This is a genomic window from Oceanobacillus profundus, assembly GCF_003515705.1.
In the GTDB taxonomy this organism is placed as follows: domain Bacteria; phylum Bacillota; class Bacilli; order Bacillales; family Amphibacillaceae; genus Oceanobacillus; species Oceanobacillus profundus.
Map to the genome: position 1 here is coordinate 510414 of NZ_QWEH01000001.1, position 25063 is coordinate 535476.

The 25063-nt window shown below is 37.7% G+C and carries 16 protein-coding genes; 10 read left to right on the forward strand and 6 right to left on the reverse strand.

Annotated elements, in window-relative coordinates; genetic code table 11:
* Positions 1 to 66: 66 nt before the first annotated feature.
* From zwf to D1B32_RS02395, 4 genes are all read right to left on the reverse strand, one after another.
* Positions 67 to 1542 (reverse strand): glucose-6-phosphate dehydrogenase, encoded by a 1476-nt coding sequence (gene zwf, locus D1B32_RS02380; protein WP_118888518.1) that lies wholly within the window; start codon positions 1540 to 1542, stop codon positions 67 to 69.
* 112 nt (positions 1543 to 1654) lie between these two features.
* Positions 1655 to 2095 carry a threonine/serine exporter family protein gene (locus D1B32_RS02385; RefSeq protein ID WP_095307869.1) on the reverse strand — a complete coding sequence of 147 codons (441 nt, stop codon included), beginning with the start codon at positions 2093 to 2095 and terminating at the stop codon, positions 1655 to 1657.
* Positions 2096 to 2124: 29 nt separating this feature from the next.
* A complete protein-coding gene (locus D1B32_RS02390; protein ID WP_118888605.1) occupies positions 2125 to 2868 on the reverse strand; it encodes a threonine/serine exporter family protein in 744 nt (247 codons plus the stop codon).
* Positions 2869 to 2959: 91 nt separating this feature from the next.
* Positions 2960 to 3361: a hypothetical protein gene (locus D1B32_RS02395; RefSeq protein WP_095307870.1), complete on the reverse strand. Its 402-nt coding sequence runs from the start codon at positions 3359 to 3361 to the stop codon at positions 2960 to 2962.
* Positions 3362 to 3619: 258 nt separating this feature from the next.
* Here D1B32_RS02395 and D1B32_RS02400 point away from each other — a divergent pair, with 258 nt between their 5' ends.
* Complete coding sequence (locus tag D1B32_RS02400; protein ID WP_095307871.1) at positions 3620 to 4696, forward strand: glycosyltransferase family 4 protein; 1077 nt, start codon at positions 3620 to 3622, stop codon at positions 4694 to 4696.
* Positions 4697 to 4741: 45 nt separating this feature from the next.
* Here the strand turns inward: D1B32_RS02400 and D1B32_RS02405 are convergent, their stop codons facing one another.
* Positions 4742 to 10360 carry a S8 family serine peptidase gene (locus D1B32_RS02405; protein WP_118888519.1) on the reverse strand — a complete coding sequence of 1873 codons (5619 nt, stop codon included), beginning with the start codon at positions 10358 to 10360 and terminating at the stop codon, positions 4742 to 4744.
* 527 nt (positions 10361 to 10887) lie between these two features.
* Between D1B32_RS02405 and D1B32_RS02410 the strand changes: the two genes are divergently transcribed.
* Positions 10888 to 12345: an APC family permease gene (locus tag D1B32_RS02410; protein ID WP_118888520.1), complete on the forward strand. Its 1458-nt coding sequence runs from the start codon at positions 10888 to 10890 to the stop codon at positions 12343 to 12345.
* A 70-nt stretch (positions 12346 to 12415) separates the two neighbouring features.
* Here D1B32_RS02410 and D1B32_RS02415 read toward each other — a convergent pair whose 3' ends face one another.
* Positions 12416 to 13729: a nucleotide sugar dehydrogenase gene (locus D1B32_RS02415; protein WP_118888521.1), complete on the reverse strand. Its 1314-nt coding sequence runs from the start codon at positions 13727 to 13729 to the stop codon at positions 12416 to 12418.
* Positions 13730 to 14056: 327 nt separating this feature from the next.
* On the opposite strand from D1B32_RS02415, the gene galU reads away from it, so the two are divergent.
* From galU to D1B32_RS02455, 8 genes are all read left to right on the forward strand, one after another.
* Complete coding sequence (gene galU, locus D1B32_RS02420) at positions 14057 to 14941, forward strand: UTP--glucose-1-phosphate uridylyltransferase GalU (protein ID WP_118888522.1); 885 nt, start codon at positions 14057 to 14059, stop codon at positions 14939 to 14941.
* Between the two features lie 295 nt (positions 14942 to 15236).
* Positions 15237 to 16361, forward strand: a complete 1125-nt coding sequence (locus tag D1B32_RS02425) for a glycosyltransferase (RefSeq protein WP_118888523.1) — start codon at positions 15237 to 15239, stop codon at positions 16359 to 16361.
* A 24-nt stretch (positions 16362 to 16385) separates the two neighbouring features.
* Positions 16386 to 17546 (forward strand): glycosyltransferase, encoded by a 1161-nt coding sequence (locus D1B32_RS02430; RefSeq protein ID WP_118888524.1) that lies wholly within the window; start codon positions 16386 to 16388, stop codon positions 17544 to 17546.
* Positions 17547 to 18320, forward strand: a complete 774-nt coding sequence (locus D1B32_RS02435; RefSeq protein ID WP_118888525.1) for a glycosyltransferase family 2 protein — start codon at positions 17547 to 17549, stop codon at positions 18318 to 18320.
* Between the two features lie 157 nt (positions 18321 to 18477).
* On the forward strand, positions 18478 to 19278 hold the full coding sequence (locus D1B32_RS02440) for an ABC transporter permease (protein ID WP_118888526.1): 801 nt from the start codon (positions 18478 to 18480) through the stop codon (positions 19276 to 19278).
* A 31-nt stretch (positions 19279 to 19309) separates the two neighbouring features.
* Entirely contained in the window at positions 19310 to 20911 is a 1602-nt protein-coding gene (locus D1B32_RS02445) for an ABC transporter ATP-binding protein (protein WP_118888527.1), read from the forward strand.
* 25 nt (positions 20912 to 20936) lie between these two features.
* Positions 20937 to 22904, forward strand: a complete 1968-nt coding sequence (locus tag D1B32_RS02450) for a glycosyltransferase family 2 protein (RefSeq protein ID WP_118888528.1) — start codon at positions 20937 to 20939, stop codon at positions 22902 to 22904.
* On the forward strand, positions 22885 to 25047 hold the full coding sequence (locus tag D1B32_RS02455) for a glycosyltransferase family 2 protein (protein ID WP_187393115.1): 2163 nt from the start codon (positions 22885 to 22887) through the stop codon (positions 25045 to 25047). The genes D1B32_RS02450 and D1B32_RS02455 overlap by 20 nt, the downstream gene beginning before the upstream one ends.
* The last annotated feature ends 16 nt before the right edge of the window (positions 25048 to 25063 follow it).

The following is a 25063-nucleotide window of genomic DNA, read 5'->3' on the forward strand; positions in this document are numbered from 1 at the left end:
GATAGAGCAATTAAATTGAAATATAAAAAATACTGCTATTGCGATAGCAGTATTTTTTATACTTAGTTAAATAGACCACCAATGAAAGCCGTCTTTTGCAAGTAACTCATCTGCTGCTTCAGGCCCCATGGAACCTGAGCGGTAGTTAGGGAAATCAGCAGTCTTGTTTGACCATTCATTAATAATCGTGTCAACGAACTTCCAAGATAGTGCAACCTCATCCCAATGTGTAAAGTTTGTCGCATCACCAATCATGCAATCATAAAGCAGCTTTTCGTAAGCTTCTGGTGTGTTAATTCCTGGAACTGGATTATGATTATAGGCAAGTTGAATTGGCTCTGCAAGGGAACCGGATCCTGATTTCTTCGCATTTAAACAAAGCGTAATCCCTTCGTTAGGCTGAATATTAATAATCAGCAGGTTAGGGTGTCTATCTTTGTCCTTTTTATAATATAAATTCATTGGGATGTCGTTGAATTCAATTACAATTTTCGTTGACTTTTCCGCTAAACGTTTACCAGTACGAATATAGAATGGTACACCAGCCCAACGGTAGTTATCAATGAGCAGCTTTCCAGCTACAAAAGTCTCTGTATTGGAATTTTCCAGCTCATCAGCCTCATCAACATATGCTGGAACTGTCTCCCCACCGATTTTTCCAACGCCATATTGTCCACGTACAAAGAAATTGTCTATTTCTTTTGGATTGATTGGACGAAGTGCACGAAGTACTTTTATTTTTTCAGACCGAATTTCATCCGTTGTTAGCTTAATTGGAGGCTCCATTGCTAGTAAAGCAACCATTTGCAGCATATGATTCTGGACCATATCTCTAGTAGCTCCAGAAGTGTCATAGTAGCGTGCTCTTTCTTCTACGCCTAATGTCTCACTTGAGGTAACTTGGACGTTTGAAATAAAGCGGTTGTTCCATAAATGTTCAAAAATTCCATTAGCAAAACGGATAACTTCAATATTTTGAACCATTTCTTTACCTAAATAGTGGTCAATCCGATAAATCTGATCTTCATCGAAAGCTGCGCGTAACTGCTTATTTAACTTTCTGGCAGATTTTATATCTATTCCAAATGGTTTTTCAATCACAAGTCGTGACCAACCAGCAGAATCCTTTAATCCGTATTCTTGTAATTTATTAGCAATTGTTCCAAAGAACTCTGGTGCCATTGCTAGATAAAAGATACGGTTCTCCTCTGTTTCATATGCACCTTCTAATTCCTTTATTAATGCATTTAATCCACTGTAGGAAGAATCATCAGTCACATCGAATGATTGATAATAGAAGTGGGATACAAATTCCTCAAGATCTTCCTTTGGAGAAACTGCCTCTTTAATGGAATTCGATACATTTTCGCGTAAAACTTCATCTGTCCAAGGCCGGCGGGCCAATCCAACAACAGCGAAATTTTCACTAATTTTGCCACTCTGATAAAGGCGATATATCGAAGGGAACAATTTTCGTTTCGCTAGATCACCTGTTGCTCCAAATATTACGATAACCGATTTTGGCTGCAATTCATTACTCATGTTTTCGTTCCCTCGCTTTTACTATATATATACATCTATTTTATAGGAAATAAAATATTAATCAAATAATGGATACTTAAATCGAGAACTTCTTAAATGCCATACACTGCTATTATTTGAATAGCATCCGAGATTTATTTACTAACTGATTGATAACGCCTGAAAACATCAGACCAATTGCTATTCCTCCCGAAAGCAGCATGACCTGAGCAGAAAGCTGAACACCTGTATAATAATCATTTTCCACAAAGTTGCGCATCGCATTATAGGCGATACCACCGGGAACGAGCGGGATAACCCCAGATACGGTAAAGATAATAATCGGCTTTTTAAAAATCTTAGCACATGTATGGCTTAAAACAGCAACAAGCATTGCGGCAAAAGTCGTAGCTGGTACGGCATCCATTCCTGCCTCAACCAAAACATAATAAAGAATCCAGCCAAACATACCGACTAGCCCGCATTGGACGAGCGCATTCCGTGGAGCATTAAACAATATCCCAAAACCGGCAGAGGCTATAAAGCTTGTAATAAGCTGCTGCATAATAATCATGTTTCAACCTCCAAAATGAATACTCTGTTTTAAACAAATGCAATAATAAGTGCAACACCTGCGCCGATAGCAAATGCTGTCAGTAAAGCCTCCACACCTTTAGAAAGGCCAGAAACAAGATGGCCAGCCATCAAGTCACGGATTGCATTCGTTATATGTAAACCTGGCACAAGCGGCATGACGGCACCGATAATGGTCTTATCTAGAGCATTCCCGAAGCCGCAGTATAGAAATAATAGGGCAGATAAGCCAATTAAAAAAGCACCGAAAAATTCAGCAAGGAAACGAATTTCTATTACTCGCTCAAACCCAAGCATTCCTGCAAAGCCGAATGCCCCAGCTATACTGCTAGGAATAAAATCATTCCAAGTACCGCCGAACATAATGGCGAAGCATCCACTCACAAGTGCTGCAGCAAGGATTTGTGCCCAGGCAGGGAATGTTAATTTTGCCTGATCAATTTTTTCCAGCTGTTCATATGCTTCCTTAATATCTAATTCTCCTGCTGTAATCTTTCGTGAAATATTATTTACCTCTGCAATTTTATGTAAATCAGTAGACCGATTCGTCACACGAAGGAAATTAGAAGTTCCTGCTATATCTAATGAAAAGCTAATACCAGTTGGTGTTGCATAGCTCTGTGGATTTTTAACACCAAAGGCAGTGGAAATACGGTCCATAGTATCCTCGACACGATATGTTTCGGCTCCGCTGACTAACATGATTTTTCCTGCTAATATGCACACTTTTTCAATGGTAATTTGTTCAAACATAAAACCACCTGCCTCAAAAGCAATCGATTTGTTTATATTATAAAGTTTTGCCTGTGGGAATGAAAGAAAAAAAGCTCCTCGTGTTAGGAGCTTAAGCAACATTTATAAACATCAGAACTAAAGCAATGATTGGAACCGCATTGATAAGTGCAATAGCAATTATAGAAAACTGGTTCACTGCTTGTCTTCGATCTTCTTCAACATCTACTTTTCGCTGCAGGAAAATAAAGAACATCGCAAATGCCATCAAGATAATAATAATGAATGCTGGAACATAAAGGTCTTCAATAGATAATGGTACTGCATGAATGATGGCATAAATAATCATAATAAGAGGAACACTCTCGCTGATAGCAGCTCCAATGAAAAAATTTGTCTGCGCCTTAGCTACTTGCTCTGGATCTGCTTTAATCTTATCCAGGTTAATTTTGAAGACAATTAAGATACCGATGACAGCAATAATCGCAGCAGCAGTAAACAAATACGGACTCAAAATTAGAACACCACCTTTAATTGTAACCTTTTAATCAGAGTATTTTGAAATACCCAATAATAGTAGCACAAATTGCAATGTATGTCACCGAGAAGTGCACCAATTGTCGGATTAACGAGAAATCTGCTTGCAAATCTCATTATAATTTGCTAATTGCTACCAACTTTCGATATAATTTAAAGCAATTAAAGGTATTTAAAGGGGAAAAATTCACGTACTACATCAAGAACTGGCAACAAAGAACAGTAGGAGAATTCTATGTTTAATTATATTGATTTATTAATTGCATTTCTTATCGCATTCACTGCAGCTTTATTACTTACATATCCAGTAAAAATGTTTGCAATTAAAATCGGTGCGATGGATAAACCGAACAGCCGTAAAATACACATCAATGAAACGCCTAGGCTAGGTGGTTTGGCGATATTTATTGGTGCTCTTTTGGGGACACTTTATTTACAGCCATATCACCAGCACTTACCTGAAATTCTAATTGGTTCCATTATTATTCTTATTACAGGTGCGCTCGATGACCGGTTCACGATTAAGCCCATTTTAAAATTGACAGGGCAATTGGCTGCGGCATTCCTTTTAGTGTCTTCCGGGCTAATTATCGAACGAATTACAATCCCGATATTTGGAGTTGTCGAGTTCGGATTTTTAAGTGTGCTTATTACAATACTATGGGTTGTAGGTATTGCAAATGCGATAAATCTGATTGATGGCTTGGATGGTTTAGCTACAGGTGTTACAACAATTGCCATGACAAGTATATTTGTAATGGCATTAATTGATACACAGATAATCGTTGCATTTTTAAGTATCGCATTAATAGGGGCCAACTTAGGATTTCTATATCATAATTTTTATCCAGCGAAAATTTATATGGGTGACACCGGTTCGAATTTTCTTGGATATATGATTGCGGTTCTTTCAATGCTTGGATTGTTTAAAAATGTTACATTTTTCAGTTTTATAATTCCAGTTATCATATTGGCAGTGCCAATTTTTGATACATTGGTAGCGATTGTACGGCGAGCTTATAACAAAGAAAGTATTATGGCTGCGGATAACAAACATCTTCATTATCAGCTTATTCAAGCCGGATACAGTCACCGGAAGGCAGTCATCATTATTTATATTTTCAGTGCGTTATTTGGGGTAATGGGAATCTTGTTTTCCAATGCCAGTCCAACCTTATCCCTTATTATATCGCTCTTCGTTATTTTACTGCTCTATATTTTTGCCGAGCTTGCAGGAATTGTTATGGGTGGGAAACGTCCGATCGTTAGCATTTTAAGGAAAATTTTACGGAAAATAGAACGGTCACAATAAAGAGGCTTCCTAATTAGGAAGCCTCTTTATATGTGGTGTTTCTAGTCAAAGCATTGATTTTCTTTTTCTTCTGTGCTGCACATAGATTGCTACAAAGCCAATGATAATTAATATCGCTCCAATTACAAGATAATTGTAAGTCGTTGTAGCAGTACTTGGAAGTTGTTTACCATCACCTGAGTCGCCCTTTGCATAACCGATATTCTTAGTCGTTCCTCCGTTAGACTTGTTTCCGGTGTTTTTACCGACATCTGAACGATTGTCGTCAATTGGGTCTTTATCTTTTGGTTCTTCCTTATCGTCATCTTTATCCACTGGATTCGGATCTACAGGGTCTTTGCCTTTATCATCGTCTGTATCTTCAAAAACAGCAAATTGACTAAAGTGATCTACACCAACGGATACCTTGCCATCTTGGTATACAGAACCAGGAATTATTTCCCATTGCCTTGTGTCCTCATTCAAGAAGTATACATTTAATTTATCGACGTTATTAACTTTGTCTGGATTAATCTTGAATAGAAGCGCTATTGGTTCCTTAAATGTATTGATTGCATCTTCGTTTGCTTCGATTGTTAGGTCATATACAGGACTAACTGCTTTTTCAACATCATCCTGTTTTTCAAGATTAAATGAAATATCTTTCTCATCCGGTAAATTTACCAATGGACTCTGCATTTCAATATGATGGTTCTGAATAATCAATGTTGCTTCTTTTGCTTTCAAAGCAGCAATTTGTTCTTTTGTTATTTCGATGCGTACGGATTCCGTTTTGCCTAGGTCAATAACAAGTGTACCACCATCCGCTAATTGATCGATAGCTTCATTAGAAATAGTAGCTATTCCATCCGCGATTTGAGGAGCTGCGACAACAGTCTCTTCTTTAGGTTCAGGATCTGTAATATTCTCCACCTGGATGGTCTTGACAGCTTCAATATCATTACGGTTCTTTGCATAAACGGTGTATGTTCCATTTTCACTAACTTCAAAAGCTTTCGTATTAAGGTCAATTGCATGGCCGTTCTTGGCAAAATCCTCCGTTGTCTTTTCACCGGCATGCCATTTTAATGCCGTTATATCTGACTCGCTATCTGTTGCAACTGAAATTGTAACAGGACCTTCCGTTGGTTCTGTAGTAGAAGGTGAAAGCGTAATTGTAAATTCCTCATCAACAGGTTCTGTAATATTTTTCACCGTAATCGTTTGAACAGCTTCGGCTCCGTTACTATTTTTCACATAAACGGTGTATGTCCCGTTTTTCGTAATATCAAATGCTTTTTTGGTTAAATCAATCGCATTTCCTGATTTTGTGAAATCTTCAATAGAACGTTCACCCTCAAGCCATTTCAATACTGCTAAATCTGCTGCACTGTCTGTATCAATCGAAATCGTAACTGGCCCTTCTGTTAACGCAGTTGTTGAAGGCTTTAATGAAATCGTAATGACTTCATCACCAGGCTGTATTATATTTTCGATTACAATGGTTTGTACAGTTTCTAATTCATCACTATTTTTTGCATATACTGTGTACGTCCCATTTTCTGCAATATCGAAAGTCTTCGTGTTCAGGTCAATTGCGTTTCCAGCTTCCGCAAAGTTTTCTTCTGTAAGTTCGCCTGGAAGCCATTTTAATGCAGTAAGGTCTGTTTCACTGTTTGTCATAACGGAAATGGACATTGGCCCTTCCGTTGGTTCCGTTGTAGAAGGGATTAACGTAATGCTAAGCTCACCTTGTACAATAATATTCCCAACAACAATGGTTTGAACAGCTTCAGCCCCGTTACGATTCTGTACATAAACGGTGTAAATACCGTTTTCATGAACATCAAAAGCCTTTGTATTCAAATCGATGGGATTCCCAGCATCAGCAAAATCTTCCACGGTTTTGTCACCTTGTAACCATTTTATTGCATCCAGTTCTGTTTCACTGTCAGTCTCCACAGCAATAGAGATCGGTCCTTCTGTCGGTTCTGTAGTAGAAGGGGAGAGGGTGATTGAAAATTCCTCAACCGGATCTGCAATATTTTCTACTGTAATCGTTTGAACAGCTTCAACTCCATTACTATTTTTTACATAAACGGTATAGATATCATTTTCATGAACATCAAAAGCTTTTGTATTTAAATCGATAGGATTGCCAGCTTCAGCGAAATCTTCCACGACTTTGTCACCTTGCAGCCACTTCATTGTAACGAGATCTGCTTCACTATCCGTAGCCACAGCAATAGAAATCGGTCCTTCTGTCGGTTCTGCAGTAGAAGGAGAAAGGGTAATTGTAATTACTTCTTCAATCGGCTCTGTAATATTCTCTATCGTAATGGATTCAACAGCTTCAACACCCTCACTATTTTTAACGTAAACCGTGTAAGTTCCATTTTCCTCAACGTCAAAAGCCTTTGTATTTAAATCGATCGTATTTCCTGATTCAGCAAAATCTTCCGCAGTCTTATCACCTTGCAGCCATTTCATCGCAACCAATTCTGCTTCACTATCGGTATCTACAGAAATCGTAACCGGTTCTTCTGTTGGCTCATTAGTAGAAGGTGTTAAGGAAATCATGATTTCCTTTGCTTCTTCTGTAACGTCCAGTTCGAGTTGTTGCTGAGTACTATTTGCAACAATGTCAGTAACCGTTAATGCTAGTGTGTTTTTACCACTTGTTAGGCTCGTTAACTGGACTTTAAATGTGCCATCTTGTTCAAGTATTACATCATTGCTTTCTAAAACGTGACCATCCTCATCAGTTAGCTCATACTCAGCAGATAATTTTTCATTTACATCATAAGGTAATCCAAAAATTCTCTCAACAGTCCTCTTGAAATCAATAAATTTATCATCAATTGATCCTGTTACAACAAATTCATTTCCATCAATTGCTTCATCTACAGAATCGAAATCAATCTCAGGAGCAGCTGTCTTCACAAAAAGTGGTCCATCGTCTGCAAGGAGTGTGATATTTTGATTTGCTATATCCCATGAATTGAAATCAACGGTGTATACGCCATCCGGGATGGTCGTTTCTTGCTCAGTCTCCCAATCATAATATGTTTCACTTATTGGAAGCTGCCATTCACCAGCTGGTAATGCTTGCATGGCCAAATAACCGATATAACCATCTCCGTAAATGCCGCCATTTGGATCGGCTGCATCCCATAGCTCGATGGACATGAGCTCTTCATCAGCTGATAATCCGAATTCTAAGACGGTTTCATCATGCTGACCATCACCATTTGGTGAAATTGCGTAATCGATGAGTTCGAAGTATGATAGTCCACTTGGAATTTCTGTCGAAAATTCAACAGCAAAAGGTAATCCTAAATTTGTTGTCCCATTCGTAATATGGATATATCCAAGCAGCTCATTTCCAGGAGATTCTTCGCCTGCTGGGACTGATAACGTAACATCAAGTGTTTCCGTGCCATTTAAAGTAAAAGATGGTTTGTTTACGGTAACGCTCGCATCAGCTAATTCACCAGTTGCTGCTTTCGTTACGTCAACACTTACATCATAATCACTGGATTTGCCAATTAAGTCACGTACTTCAATCTGTTTTGTTATCGTTAACTCTTTTTCTTGATCTGGTGCTACTCTTCCAAATGTGATGGTTCCTTTTTCGTAATCAAGCGATTGTTCATCGAAGGCAGTAGTGTCTAATGCATATGCTAATGCTTCTGCATTTGCAGCGGCTAAAGGTTGTACACGGCCAGGCCCTTGTGCAAAGACATCGTATTGCTCTGTATCCAATTGCTTCGCTGTATTTGATAACGCAACTTTAATATCATATGGTGTCCAATCGGGATTTTTTGATAAAAGTAATGCTGCTATCCCTGCAATCTGAGGTGCAGCCATACTCGTTCCCGTTTTCCGGTCATATGCTTGTGTGTACGCTGCATCTGGATAATCCTTTCCGTAAGCAGGGACTGTAGCCATAATATTTGTTCCTGGTGCGGAAACATCTGGCTTGATATCAAACACTGGCGTGGATGGTCCACGTGAACTGGATGAATTTATTTGGTCGCCTTCAGTAGAGTTAACCTGGTAATCACTAAACGTAACCTTGCCAATATTGTCCGCTGATGCTGCGATTGCTTCTCTTAACGCTTGGCCATCTGCAGTTGAAATATCAAATGCTGGAATATAACCAAATGAACTTCCCAGCAATACATTAGCAGGTCCTTCACCATCGATATTGTTATGAATTAGGATACCGATAGCTCCAAGACTTTTGGCTACATCTATCTTATCTACAAATGGAATCTCCCCACGCGCAACCAACGCAACTTTTCCTTCCACGTCAATTCCTTCATAGTCAGATGCTGCACCAACTCCTGGAACAGGTACTACATCATATGTACCCGATAATGCATCTGCAGGATCCTCAGCAAAATTCCAACCCATTAATGCTGCATCATATTGTTGCTCATAATCACCAGCACTGGTATCTACGTTTGCTTGAATCGTTTCTTCTGGTAATGTGGAGTTTCCTACAGAAATTGCGAGCGCAGCAGATGCAGGATTTCCAACTGAACCACGACCTGGACCACTATTTCCTGTTGCGATAATTGCTGTAACCCCAGCTAATGTGGCATTGTTAATAGCAATTGCATCTGGAGCAGTTTGACTATTGCTGCCACCACCTAATGATAGATTGATAATATCCATGTTTTCTTCGACGGATTTATCAATTGCAGCAATGATACCAGACGTAAATCCACTTCCATATGCACCTAGTACACGATATGCATACAGGTCAATTTTTGGCGCGATTCCTTTTATGCCATATTCATTGTTTCCTGTTCCTGCAATGATACCCGCAACATGTGTCCCGTGTGATGTATAAAAGGAACTGCCATTTGCACTGAATTCTGGCATGTGATCTGGACGGTCTTCAGGAGTAGTCTCATATGGATCATCATCGTCACGTGGACGAGCATAATCTTCCGTGTGTTCGATGAAGTTATGGCCACCTTTATAAATTTCTTGAAAGTCAGGGTGGTTATAATCAATACCAGTATCCAGAACGGCAACTTTCACACCTTGTCCTTCATGACCTGAATCCCAAAGTTCAGGAACTTCAAGGTGGGGAACAGTATCAACCATCATCGGACCTATCTTATTATCCCCGGCAAGTTCAAGAGCGTGAACTTCTTCATCAGGATTAACACTGACAACGCCATCTATTGTTAATAGTTTATCAATATCATCTGCTTTCAATTTCAGTGACATCCCATTAAAAGCTTGGGTATACGTAAATCCTTTCTCATAGTCAATGTTGTCTGCTTTTAATAGTTTTTCAAATCTAGCTTGTTCATTAATAACTTTATTTTTTACAGTTGTTGCCTGTGCTCCGCTAAGCGTTTTTCCTTCTACTGTTTTCTTTCCTTGTTCTAGTGCAACAGGAGCTTCAGATAATTGAACAATAACAGCTGTTTCTTTATCACTAGATAAATTTTGTAAAGCTTGGTGTAAAACAGGTTCCTGATTTAAGATTGCTTGTTGCTCTGAAACAGCCTTTTTTAGCTGCGATATTCTATCATCAACGTTTAGTTGTTTTGTCGCATTGCTATTTGTTTCAGCTGATACAAGTAATGGATTAAATAATGAAAGAATAAGTGTAAAGATTAATAAACTACTAAATAATTTTTTAACATATCTCTGTTTCAATCATACTTCCTCCCATTCCCGTTTTAATCATATTTTCTATATAACCGACTAATTCCTCATATGAATCAATCCCCTCTATAAAATATTTAATTTTTTGACAATAATACAATTTTATAGTAGCACAGCTCTATTACAATAGGAACAAAATTTTCCAATATAATAGCAATATAAATAATATTTAGTTAATTAAGACCATTGTTCGACATTGTACGACAGGTGAGGGTTAGGTCTTTTTCTCTAAATTATTGAACTGCAATTACACAGAGCTAATCGAAAATTGGGATAGACAGCGAACTATGTATAGTGATGTAGAATGGTGGAAGGAGCTTCTTTAGCGCCCTAAAATTAGACAAATTTAATTAAAATATTAACCTCAAAATAAATATAACACCTCCATGAAATCTGATGAGAAAGTATTGCGTTTTTTACTTAATTGCATTTTTCCCGTTTTTGATTAGGGAGTAATAATAAATAATGGTAAAATAAAACCCATAATAAAAATTTAAATCGAATAAAGGAGAAAAAGTATGAATGAAAGAACCACATTAGAGAAATCATTAAAACCACATTGGGTATGGGCCATTGCTTTAGGGTCAGCAATCGGCTGGGGGGCATTCGTTCAGCCTGCAACGTGGATGTCTACAGCTGGTCCACTTGGAGTAATCATCGGTTTCGGTATTGGTGGTTTATTAATGATGCTGATAGCTGTCAGCTACGGTTTCTTAATCAAAAGCTTTCCTGTTTCAGGAGGAGCGTTTGCATATACATATGTTAGTCTGGGACGTACACATGCATTTATATGTGGCTGGTTTTTAACGTTTGGGTACCTTTGTATTGTGGCACTCAATGCTTCAGCATTTGCATTAATGATTAAGTTTACGTTGCCGAAGCTTATTGAAAATATATATCTTTACGATGTTGCAGGCTGGAGTGTGTATGGGACAGAAATTATAATTGCAACGATTGCGCTTATCGTATTTGGCTATTTCAATATAAAAGGAACAGGGATGTCTGGCAGAATCCAGTTTATCTTTTGTTGTGTGATGGTTATAAGTATTGTTGTTTTAACACTATTAGTTGGGATACAGCCAGGTACTGGAATAGCTAATATGCAACCATTTTTCCCAGCAGAAACAACTGCATTCGCAGCTGTTATTTCAATTGTAGCAATTGCACCATGGGCATATGTTGGATTTGACACAGTACCACAAACAGCAGAGGAGTTTAATTTTTCCTCTAAAAAAGCATTTAGTTTAATTATTTATGCGATATTCTTTGCTTTCTTACTATATAGCTTGATGATAATTGCGACATCCATGGCAGAGCCGTGGCAAGGTTTAGTTGCCGGCAATTACATTTGGGGAACCGGGACAGCTGTTCAAAGTCTATTAGGAATAGGTGGTTTGGCTATTTTAGTCGTAGCATTGACGATGGGAATATTTACAGGGTTAATTGGTTTTATTCTTTCTTCGAGTCGCTTATTATTTGCTATGTCACGAGCGAAGATATTACCAGAAACCTTTTCGAAATTGCATCCTAAATATAAAACACCGTATATTGGTATTATATTTGTTGTGATTTTGGCGATGTTTGCACCATGGTTTGGCAGAGAGGCATTGCTTTGGGTGGTCGATATGTCATCAGTAGGGGTAACGATAGCTTATTTTTACACTTGTTTCACTGCATTTAAATTATTTAAATGGAAAAAAGATGCTAATTTCAATGAACAATTAAACACAGTTTCACCATTCAAAAAAGTTGTTTCCTTTATTGGATCGCTTACGAGTCTTGTGTTTCTGGGGCTTTTACTGGTTCCGGGTTCACCTGCATATTTAGGTATTGAATCAAGGATCGCCCTGGCAGCATGGATTTTTCTTGGGATTATATTTTATTTGATGAAACGAAAGCAATTTAATAAAGTACCTGAAAAGGAATTAAATTACTTAATCTTAGGTCAGGAAGAAGTTAATGTGAAAAATAGATAATAATACAATCGAAATTAAAAAATCGGGAACCTTGTTCATTGCAAAGGTTCCCGATTTTCTTAATATCAAATTATAAACTCCAGTAATGATATCCTCTTGCTTCTGATTCTTTTCTGTCAAAGATGCTTTTAATATCAATTAACACTTTTGAATCATTTTTGTAAAGCTCTTCCACGTTATCTAAACTATAAGATTCCTGGAATTCTTTGTGAGGAACAGCAAATACTACACAATCCAACTCTGTTAATTCCTCTTGCTCTACTAAGCGAATGTTAAATTCATTATAAACCTCTTCGTTCTCAGCAACAGGATCATAAACGAGTGTCTCCACACCGTATTCCTCTAATTCGGTAATAATATCAATGATCTTTGTATTGCGTACATCTGGTACATTTTCTTTAAAGGTAAGCCCGAAAATAGCTACGCGTGCACCATCGATTTCTTGTTTTGCTTTAATCATTTTTTTAATGATATTGCTTGCAATGTATTTACCCATATCATCATTAATTTTTCTTCCAGAAAGAATGATTTGCGAATGATATCCTAGTTGTTCGGCTTTATAGGTGAAATAATATGGATCGACACCGATGCAATGCCCGCCAACTAATCCAGGTGTGAAATTAAGGAAATTCCACTTTGTTCCTGCAGCTTCTAAGACAGCTTTTGTATTAATATCCATTTTATTGAACACCATTGAAAGCTCGTTCATAAATGCAATATTGATATCTCGCTGAGAATTCTCAATTACTTTAGCTGCCTCAGCAACTTTAATGGATTCTGCTTCAAATACACCGGCTTCAATAATAGATCCGTAAAGGTTAGCTATTTCACGAAGTGCAGACTCATCCGAACCAGAAACAATTTTCGTGATTTTTGTTAATGTATTTACTCTATCACCAGGATTAATTCGTTCTGGAGAATAACCAACTTTAAAATCAGTTCCAAATTCCAGACCAGAAACTTCTTCAAGGATTGGAATACAAACTTCTTCTGTTGTTCCAGGGTATACCGTTGACTCATAAACGACGATGGAACCTTTGGTTAAATTTCTTCCAACGGTTTCACTTGCACCAATCACCGGATTTAAATTAGGGGTCTTGTCGGTATTGATTGGAGTTGGTACAGCGACAATGTGAAATTTACAAGATTGTAATTCTTCCTCTTCACTCGTGAATTTTAGGCTTGTTTTTTTGAGCGCTTCATCGCCAACTTCGTCTGTTACATCAATTCCGCTTAAATATTTATCCAATTTAGCCTTATTTACATCAAAGCCAACAACATCAAATTTCTTAGCTAGTTCTATTGCCAGTGGTAGACCAACGTATCCTAAACCAATAACTGCAATTTTCTCTTCTTTTGCTTGTAATTTCTTAAACAATTCCATGGTATCGTTGCCTTCCTTTATCTGTTTGGTTTAATTCATATGAAGCTTTAAAATAAGTAGTGATTTCTGGTTAATAAACTGGGGAATGTTTTTATTCTCAATTCATCCATTGCACTACTATCTTTCAATATGCTTATCAAAATTACTATACATCTATATATTGAACTTGTATAGCAATTACTATTATACAGATTTTGACTATTTATTGCATTTTTTTATTGAAAAATTGGATAGTAAGTGGCGATATGATAAACTAACAATAGCAAATGAAAAACTAATATGAACCTTAATATACGGCTATTTAATCTAATAGAAGGAGCGCATAAGATGAAAGTAACCAAGGCTATAATTCCGGCGGCGGGATTGGGAACTCGTTTTCTTCCGGCAACAAAAGCTCAACCAAAGGAAATGCTTCCAATTGTGGATAAACCGACGATTCAATATATTGTAGAAGAAGCAGTTGCATCTGGAATAGAAGACATTATTATTATTTCTGGTAGAGGAAAGCGTGCAATAGAGGATCATTTTGATAAGTCTTATGAGCTTGAAGAAAAGTTGGCACATAAAGGGAACTACGAAATGCTTGAAATGGTCAAGTCTATTTCGAATTTAGCCAATATCCATTATATCCGACAAAAAGAACCAAGAGGCTTAGGTCATGCGATTGGATGTGCACACAGCTTTGTAGGAAATGAACCATTTGCTGTTTTGCTTGGAGATGACATTGTGGAATCAGAAGTACCATGTTTAAAGCAGCTTATCGATGTGTTTGATAAAAATCAATCTTCCGTAATCGGTGTACACGATGTACCAATGGAGGATGTATCAAAATACGGCATTGTTAAGCCTTTAACGACAGATGATAATAGTTCTTCCGTCCGAGCGATTGAATCATTAATTGAAAAGCCAAGCCAAGATGAAGCTCCATCTAATTTGGCAATTATGGGAAGATACATACTTTCACCTGAAATTTTTGATATTCTTGCAAAACAAGAGCCAGGGAAAAATAACGAAATTCAGTTAACTGACGCCTTAAATAAGTTAAACGAAAAGGAACAAGTACTTGCATATAACTTTACTGGTGAACGTTATGATATTGGTGGGAAATTAGGATTTGTACAGGCGACCATTGATTTTGCCTTAAATCGACCAGATTTACATAATGAAATTAAGGCATATATGGAGCAAAAACTGAAAAGTTTAGATCATTAATAAATAACAGCTACAAAAAGGGATCTGCGTTTATCAAACCAGATCCTTTTTGTAATAAACTTTATAACATCAATTTCCATTATATTAAAATACCTTTACAAGAAAAGGGCAATGTAACATGAAATCGTACATAAGATACCTCAATTGTAATGATTTCGACAATTTATTTATTGTTGCGGCTATGGTATAATTCGTTCAGTGTATTTTCGGTTTATTAATGAAGTAAGCCGGGCGTAGCTGTTCTTAAGTAAAGCCAAAACTTAGACTTTCTTTACTAAAAAAGGATGACGATTTCGTGGAGAAGAAACGTGTTTTATTTTTTATTTACCAAATGGGTGGCGGTGGAGCTGCTCGAACATTATTGAACATTATAAATAATATCGATAGATCGAAATTCATTCCAATACTTGTTACGTTACAATACGATGGAAGCTATGAAAAATATTTAGATCAAGATGTGAAATTTATTAAATTGAAGACGAAACGATTAAGATCAGCGGTTCTTCCGTTAGCAAAAGTAATTCGGGAAGAAAAAGCAGCTATCGTATTCAGTACGATACCGAATTATAACACGATAGCCATTTTAGGAAACCTTCTTTCTTTTTCTGGTGCGAAAAATATCGTGCGGGAAGCAGCTTTCTTGGGAGGTAGTCCTGCTGCTGATTTTAAATTAAGATTATACGGGCTTTTATATAAGCTTTCCAGTCGCGTGATCGCACTCTCACACGGTGTAAAAGAGAATATTGTAAAACGTTATAAGGTAAAACGGGAAAAAATAAATGTTATTTACAACCCAGTTGATATCGAACGTATTCGAATTAATATGAAAGAGGGAATACTTCCACAGGAACATGAAACCATTTTTACTGGGAGTGAAAAAGTAATCATCACTGCAGGAAGGCTGGTTCAGGATAAGGATCAACAGACATTGATTAAAGCGGTTGCCGATGTAAGTCGGCGCTTGGATGTGAAGCTTGTTATTCTTGGTGAAGGTGAACTGGAGGATGAACTAAAGCGACTTGCTGATAGAATGGATGTTGCTGATAAAGTGTTCTTCCTTGGTTTTCAACAGAATCCATATGTTTATTTCGCACATGCTGATGTTTTCGTACTATCCTCCAAGCGAGAAGGCTTTGGGCATGTTCTTTCAGAGGCACTAGCAACAGGGACACCTGTCGTTTCAACGAAGGCTTATCCTGGAGCTGAAGAAGTATTAAATGATGGGGAATACGGGCTAATGTGTGAAATTGGGAATGCAGAACAACTGGCAGAAAAAATTTATGAAACATTAACCTGGACAGTGAATAGGCGTGAGCAGGCTATCCAAAAAGGACTGGAGCGTGTGAATACATTCCGCGCACAGACGATTGTTAAACAATATGAAGACGTATTTATGAAAACACTAAATAAAACGTATTAAAAGTTGAACAGGAGTTGAAGGAGTATGCATACTCCAAAACGTGTTGTTCAGTTAACAACTGTACACCACCCATATGATCCAAGGATCTATCATAAAGAATGTAAATCATTGCAAAAAGCCGGCTTTGATGTGACGTTAATCGCTCAATCAGGCGACCAGGATTCAAATACAGATAAACCGATAAAACATATACCATTAAAAAAATATAAAAGCAGATTAAAAAGAATGACAGTTGGGGCATTCGCAGCATATAAGGAAGCAAAAAAATTAAATGCAGATGTCTATCATTTTCATGATCCAGAGCTTTTGCCAATAGCATGGCTATTAAAAAATAAAAACAATGTCGTCATTTATGATATTCATGAAGATTATATTACAAGCATTCTGCAAAAAGATTATATGTCAATGCCGATCAGAAAAATGTTTGCGACAGTTTATAGATTAATGGAACGCTTTTTTGCTCGTAACTTTGAATTATGTCTTGCGGAAAAATACTATAAGGATATTTATCCGACGGGGACGTGTGTGCTAAATTACCCGACAGTTAATGCAAAGTTTTTAAATAGCAAACGTGAAACCCCCGCAGAGAATAAAGTCCTGTATACTGGAAATGTGTCCATTGTACGAGGGGCAATGTTTCACGCTCGCATACCGGTAATTGATGAAGAGATTGAGATGCATTTCGTAGGTAAATGTCCAAGTGACCTGGCAGAAAAAATGTACGAAGCAGCCGGAGATAAGAAAGCAAACTTAAAAATTGAAGGAATCGATCAGTTTATCGAAAAAGAAGTTATTGAGGATCGCTACCTTCAGACAAATTGGCTTGCAGGGATAGCTCTTTTTCCTCCAACAGAGCATTATATGAAAAAAGAACTGACCAAGTTTTTTGAGTATATGAATGCAGGGCTGCCGATAATTTGCTCAAACTTTCCTGTTTGGGAAAAATTTATGGAAACCTATCAGTGTGGAATAGCTGTTGACCCATATGATGATGAAGCGATAAAAAAGGCAATTTCTTATCTTAAAAATAACCCTGAAGAAGCAAAACGTATGGGGGAAAATGGGAAAAGAGCTGTTGCAGAGGAACTAAACTGGTATACAGAAGAGCAAAAATTAATCTCCTGGTACCATGAATTACTTGATTTAGAAAAGAAAAGTATGCAGGAAGAAGGAATCGGTGATTAGATGAAACAAGATCCACTTATATCGGTAATTACCCCTGCTTATAATGCAGAGCGGTTTATCGGAGATACGATTGATTCTGTTTTGGATCAGACGTACGCTAATTGGGAAATGGTGATTGTGGATGATCGTTCCACTGATAATACAACGACGATTGTGGAAGAATATAGAAAGCGTGATAATCGAATCAAGTTAATTGTTCTGGAGGAGAATAGCGGTTCAGCTGTAGCACGTAATACAGCAATGGAGAATGCTAAAGGACGCTATATTGCTTTTCTTGATAGTGATGATCGTTGGTTACCAGAAAAATTAGAAAAACAGCTTCATTTTATGCAAGAGAAAGATATCGCTTTTTCTTTCACAACGTATGTTCGAATCCTGGAGGATGGAACGAAGACAAATGCGGTCAGCAGTACACCAGAGTCCGTTAATTATGATGACTTAATGAAACGATGTGTTATTGGCTGTTTAACTGTTATGCTTGACAGAGATAAAGTTGGTCATTTGAAAATGGTCAATATCCGAACAAGGCAGGATTATGTTTATTGGTTAACCATTACGAAAAAGGGTTTCCTTGCTTATGGACTTCCCGAAATATTAGCCGAATACCGCCTTGTCGGCAATTCAATCTCAAGTAATAAGTGGAAAGCTGCAAAACGAAACTGGTATGTTTTCAGGAAAATTGAAAAACAAAGCTTGCCGAAAAGTATATGGTACTTTTCGCATTATGTAGTGAGGTCTATTATGGATCTTATTAAATGGAGAACGAAGCGGTAGCCTTTCGTTTATTCAAATATAATTATAATAAATTTATAATGCGTTAAATCAAATTATAATAAAATTTTTCACTGAAAAAGAAAATAAATATAATTATAATAAATAGAGAAATGAACCGAAGCTTTTAGGTTTTAAATATTAGGCGGTGTCATGAATAATGAAAAATTATATGCAAGAAATGCTGAAAAGAAAAGATTTATTATTTTACTTAGTCAAATCCGGTTTGAAAGCAGAACACCGGAATAGTTACTTGGGATATTTTTGGTGGTTGCTGGATCCGCTATTGAATGTATTGGTGTACTACTTCTTAGTAGTAATCGTACTAGAACGTGGGGGAGACGTTCCAAACTATCCACTCTTCTTAGTTATCGGGTTAGTCGCTTGGCGCTGGATTAGTACAAGTATTAATTCATCATCCAAATCCATATTAAGATACAGCTCGATTATTAATCAAGTGTCTTTGCCAAAAGCGCTATTTCCATTATCGTTTACATTAACCCAATTATTTAACTTTGCATTTGGTTTAATTGTAATAGCGTTATTCCTAGCAATTTATGGTGTCATACCTACATGGCATATTGCATACCTGCCACTGATTATTTTTATCCAATTAACGGTACATTTGGCGTTGGGCCTTGTTCTTGGGTTTATTACGATTTTTGTTCGAGATATTGAGAATCTAATGACATATATTACGCGTATTTTCTTCTATGCTTCCCCGATTATCTGGGAAGGTGGACGTTTGTTAAGCAGTGGAAAAATTCCTAGTTGGCTTGAGCCGCTAATCGTGTACAATCCGGTAGCGATTATTGTTACTGCTTATCGTGATATACTAATGAACCATCAAACACCAAACATTATTGGACTAGGAGTTCTTTTTCTGATTGCTATCCTAGTAGGGATTTTCATGATCTATTATTACAGTAAAAATGAACATAAAATTATTAAGGCATTATAACTGCCATATTTATAATAAATGAGGGGTAAACATGCAGGATCAAATGAAACATAATACGCACGAATCGCCAGAAAATGTTATCGTTGCTAAAGATATAGGTGTTTCCTTTAATGACCGTGGCTATCAGGATGATATAAAATCACGTGTTTTTGGCATGTTCGCTAAAAAAGAGAAAAAGAAGAAAGAAAAAGTTTGGCCATTGAAGGATATAGACTTTACAGGTCACCAAGGGGAAATCCTTGGTATCATCGGTTCAAATGGAGCTGGGAAGACGACGTTAAGTAAAATCATTGCAGGAATTTTGCAGCAGGATAAAGGGACAATGCAAGTTGACGGCAAGGTAACTGCATTGTTCTCATTTGGAATGGGCTTCAATAAAGAGCTGACTGGAAGAGAGAATGTTTATTTAAATGGCATGATGCTCGGAGTCAGTAAAGAATTGATCAATCATTATATTGACGATATCCATGAATTCTCAGATATCGGTGATTTTATTGACCAGCCAATGAAATATTATTCCAGTGGTATGAAAGCAAGACTCGGATTCAGTGTAGCTGCTCATTTGGAGCCAGAGGTGCTTATCCTTGACGAGGCGTTGAATACAGGGGATGCACGCTTTAGTAAAAAAGCGGCTCTAAAAATGAAAGAGCTTGTTAAACAAGCGAAGATGGTAATTATTGTTACCCATAGTCTCAGATACGCGCAGCGAAACTGTGATCGATTAATGTGGATCAATCAGGGCGTGGTAAAAGAAATTGGCGATCCGAAAGAGATTATTGCACATTATAAAGCAACGGTTCCTATGCCACCTAAACGCAAACGAAGCCTGGAATTAAACAAAACACAAAGCTCGATTAAGGATAAAACAATTGTTCGGGCTACAAATGTGGGTATTTCCTATGAACTTAATACAGGCACATTCTGGGCGTTAAAGGATGTTAATTTTGAAATAAAAGAAGGCGAAGTAGTTGGGATTATCGGTCATAATGGCGCTGGAAAAAGCACACTTTGCAAAGTGCTGACAAATATCTTGAAGCCAGACCGGGGCGATATTCAACTAGAAGGGGAAACCTCTTCCCTTTTAGGGTATGGAACAGGATTTAATGCACAATTATCTGGAAGAGACAATATCTTCTTGAATGCGATGCTTCTTGGAATACCCAAAAAAAGAGTACAAGCGAAGTATGACGAAATAGTAGAATTTTCAGGGCTGAAAAAATCTATAGATAAACCGGTCAAACAATATTCATCTGGTATGAAATCAAGGCTTGGTTTTAGCATAGCTGCTATATTGAAGCCTGATATATTTATTATTGATGAAGCACTCTCAACTGGTGACATGGCATTTCAGCAAAAGGCAAGTGAACGAATCCAAGACATGATGTCTCATGCAAAAGCGGTTATTATCGTTTCGCACAGTATGAACTTTGTGGAAAAAGTATGCACTAGAGGGATCTGGATGGAGCGTGGACAGGTTCGTTTTGACGGAACAGCGGAAGAGGCTGTCGCTGCATATCGGGAATCACTTGGAATAAGTAAAACTGGAAACGCAAATAAAAAAGTTGTAAAACAAATAAGAAAGCAAGTTTTTAAACAGGATTCTTCAAAGAAGCCTGTAGAAAATAAAGAATAATGGTACCGTTTGGTGGTGACAAGAAGTGATTCGTGTAATGAAAAAGGTAGTCTTAGCCCCTGTTGACTGGGTTGTATATACCGTTTTAAATGAAAAGCAGCGAAAGGCTCTGACGGACATTTTTACAGAGGAACAGAAGAAGCAAATAAAACGAATAATAACTGGAAGAAAACAGGCCGAGAGACAAAAGCTCAAACAAATTAAGTATCATCTGTACAATCTAGGGTTTACAGAAAAAGCGCTTGGCGCATTAGAAGATTATTATACCAACATAAAAGATCCACAGCTAAAACGCCTAGCCGCTTGGGAGCTAACATTGTGGCACGCAAATCAATATACAAAAGAAGGTGCTGGAAAAGCACTAGAATATATTGCAGCAGCTAAAAATGGCGAGAATGATGCGGACCAATTACGGCGAATTGCTATTGTCCAAGCTGAATGTCATGAAATGTGCAATGAATTAGAAAAAGGCAAAGAAGTTATTAACGGCATGCTTTCGACTCAGAGACATGCAGACCTTTATCTTGCAGCTGCTAATTTAGAAGACGCTCTTGATAAACGGATGGAATGGGTCAACAAAGTAATGGAGTTATATAAGTTACAACCGATTGGATTTACACAAACAGATCGCTCGCCAGTATATGATGACCTGCAAACCATAGCTTTGGATCGGAAAATTGAGGATGGGCCAAAGGTGTCTGTCATACTGCCAGCATTTAAGGCTGAGGAAGGTATACGGGTTGCTATTGAATCGATACTTTCGCAAACATGGCAAAATATTGAGCTTCTAGCTGTTGACGACTGCAGTCCGGACAATACAGCGAAAGTTATCGCTGAATATGCAGAAAAGGATTCACGCGTAAAAGCTCTTTCAACCCCGGTAAACAGTGGACCATATGTTGCTCGAAATATTGCGTTAGACCATGCAACTGGAGATTTTGTCACCATTAATGATGCAGATGATTGGTCACATGCGGAAAAAATAGAGATACAGGTTAAACATTTGCTTGACCATGAGCATATCATTGCAAATACATCTGAGCATTCAAGGTTAACGGAAGAAGAGCTGAAATTATATCGTCGAGGTACACCAGGCAAGTATATTTTCCCAAATATGTCTTCTATTATGTTCAGACGCAAGCAAGTTCTTGAAAAAGTTGGCTACTGGGACAGTGTACGATTCGCGGCAGATGGTGAATTTAAGCGAAGACTGATTAAAGTATTTGGAAAAAATAGCTATGTTGATTTGAAAACAGGTCCACTATCATTACCAAGACAGTCCGTTACATCGCTTACAGGGAGCTCTGCATTTGGATATAACGGCTTTTTCATGGGTGTAAGAAAAGAATATGTAGAAGCTTTGGAGTATTATCATCATACAGCAGAGACACTGCGTTATCCTTTTCCAATGACAACCAGAGTTTTTCCAGTTCCAGAGCCAATGTGGCCGAAACGAGAGGAAAAAACGGACGGCAAACGCTTCTTTCATCTTGTAATTGCGACGGATTTCCGAATAATTAATGAGGAGCAAATCAGCTACATTAAGGAAATTTATGCGAGAAATGACGGACGAATTGGTCTCGTGCAAATCAATCAATACAATGTTGCTCCATCTAAAACAATAAATGATTCCATTCGCAATATGCTTGATGAAGATAGATTGCAAATGCTTGTATATGGTGAACAGATACAAACAGATAAGCTAATGATTTTGAATCCGATTGTTTTAGAAGCATATCAAAGGTACGTACCCACTGTTTTTGCAAAGTCATTAGATGTTATTGTGGACGAATTACCAAGCCATGAAGGCTATCATATTTCTAATTGTTTAAAACACTTAAAGCAATACTTTGACCAATCGGGAACCTGGTATCCCGCAACACTTGAAATCAAGAATGCCTTGATAGAACATCATACAGAAGCGTCAGGTGAAATCAACTTCAGTGAACATGCATGGGAGAAGAGCTGGGTATATGATGAAAAAACAAACTGAAATGAATAAGCCCGAAGAACAGAATACGGCATTAGCTGATCAATTGGCTGAATTAGAAGCAGACTTAGAAAAAAAATTAGCCAAAAAGAAAGCAAAGCAGCAGAGTTTAATGGAATATAAGCGCGAATTTATGCAGGCACAGCACCTGATAAAAAAACTGGCAAAGTATAAACGTGAAGGGAAATCCCTTATTAGATCGATTCCAGCCTATGCATTAGGCAGAAGGAATATCAAGCAGGTCTACAGCAAAGCATATAAAAGAAAACATGCCGAAAATCAACTGAAAAAATACAAAAAGCATCTATACGATTTAGGGTTTATTGAAAAAGCTTTAGCCGATTTACAACAATTGCTCGTAACTACCGATAATAATTATTTGAAAAAAGCAATCGCTTGGGAGCTAGCCTTATGGTATGCGAATAAGCTTACGAAAGATAGTGCAAGCATGGCTCTTAAATATATTGCTATTTCAATGGATAAAGAGAATAACCAAGAGACTCTCAGAAAAGCGGCGATACTAAAGGCTGAGAGCTATGAACTCCTAGGTGAACAAGAAAAGGGAATGAGACTTATTACAAATCTGCTCGTTTCAGATAAACATGCAGATTTGTATGTAGCCGCAGCGAATTTAGAAAGAACGATTGAAGGTAGAATTGAGTGGATCAATAAGTGCTTAGCTCTATACGAATTACAGGAGATTACATTGTCACCTGATGCTGGCACGGGTGCTTATTATAGATTAAGAACCAACCCGATTCAAAGGAAGCATGCAGCAGATGGGCCGAAAGTGTCGATTATCATTCCTGCTTATAATTCTGAATCGGGAATTCGTGTAGCGGTTGAATCCATGCTGGCCCAAACGTGGGACAACCTTGAAATATTGGTTGTAGATGATTGCAGTACAGATGATACAGCAAAAGTGATTGCGGAATATGCCACAATGGACGAAAGAGTAAAACAGCTCACTACACCAAAGAATAGCGGGCCCTATATAGCTCGTAACATTGCTTTACAACAGGCAACAGGCGAATTTGTAACGATTAATGATGCGGATGATTGGTCGCATCCAGAAAAGATTGAAAGACAAATGAATCACTTAATGGAACAGAAAGATATCATTGCAAACACCTCTGAGCATGCACGACTGACAGAAGAACTTAAGCCCTATCGAAGAGGTATGCCAGGGAGATATATTTTCTCAAACATGTCATCGATTATGTTTAGGAGGGAACCTGTGCTTGAAAAGGTTGGTTATTGGGACAGAGTCCGATTCGCGGCAGACAGTGAATTTAAAAATCGTTTAATTGCTGTCTTCGGTAAAGAAGCTGTAGTGGATTTAAAAACAGGACCATTATCATTTCCAATGCAATCATCTGGTTCACTAACTGCAAGCTCTGCTTTTGGGTACAATGGATTTTTAATGGGGGCACGCAAAGAGTATGCTGAAAGTTATCGGTTTTACCATAATCAAACAGACACATTCTACATGCCTATCCAACCCGAAATAAAACGGTATCCCGTGCCAGAGCCGATGTGGCCAGAGAGGGAAGAAAAACAACTCGGAAAGCGACATTTCGATATCGTCTTCATCTCGGACTTACGATCAAAGCCAAATCAATATATCGTTCTACAAATAAAGGCATTACAAGAAATGGGTATGCGAACAGGGCTGATTCAAATGGGGCAATATGATTTGAAAATGCCAAAAGCAATAGATCATTCTATCAGAGAACTGCTTGATGGCGATTCTGTACAAATGCTCGTATATGGAGAACGGATTTCCTGTGACATTTTAATTGTGAACGATCCTGCTATCTTTGAGGAAAAGCAACGATATGTACCGAATCTAGATGCAAAAGTTGTTCGAATTATTATTAACCAGCCTCCTGGAAATAGGGGGGATAAAAATTACGATCTTCGAAGGTGCTCCAGGCATATCGAAGAATATACGCACACAAAAGCAAAGTGGTACCCAATTAGTGAGGAAGTCCGCTATAACTTGTTGGAAAACCATCGTAAAGAATTAAAATCGATTCCATTATCCACTGAAAACTGGATGAGTGAAAAATCATGGAATCAAATGTCATTTGCATCCTTTATAGAAAATTGGTTGGTGGATGAGAATCCATTTAAACTGGAATAAGGCAAAGGTGGATGGT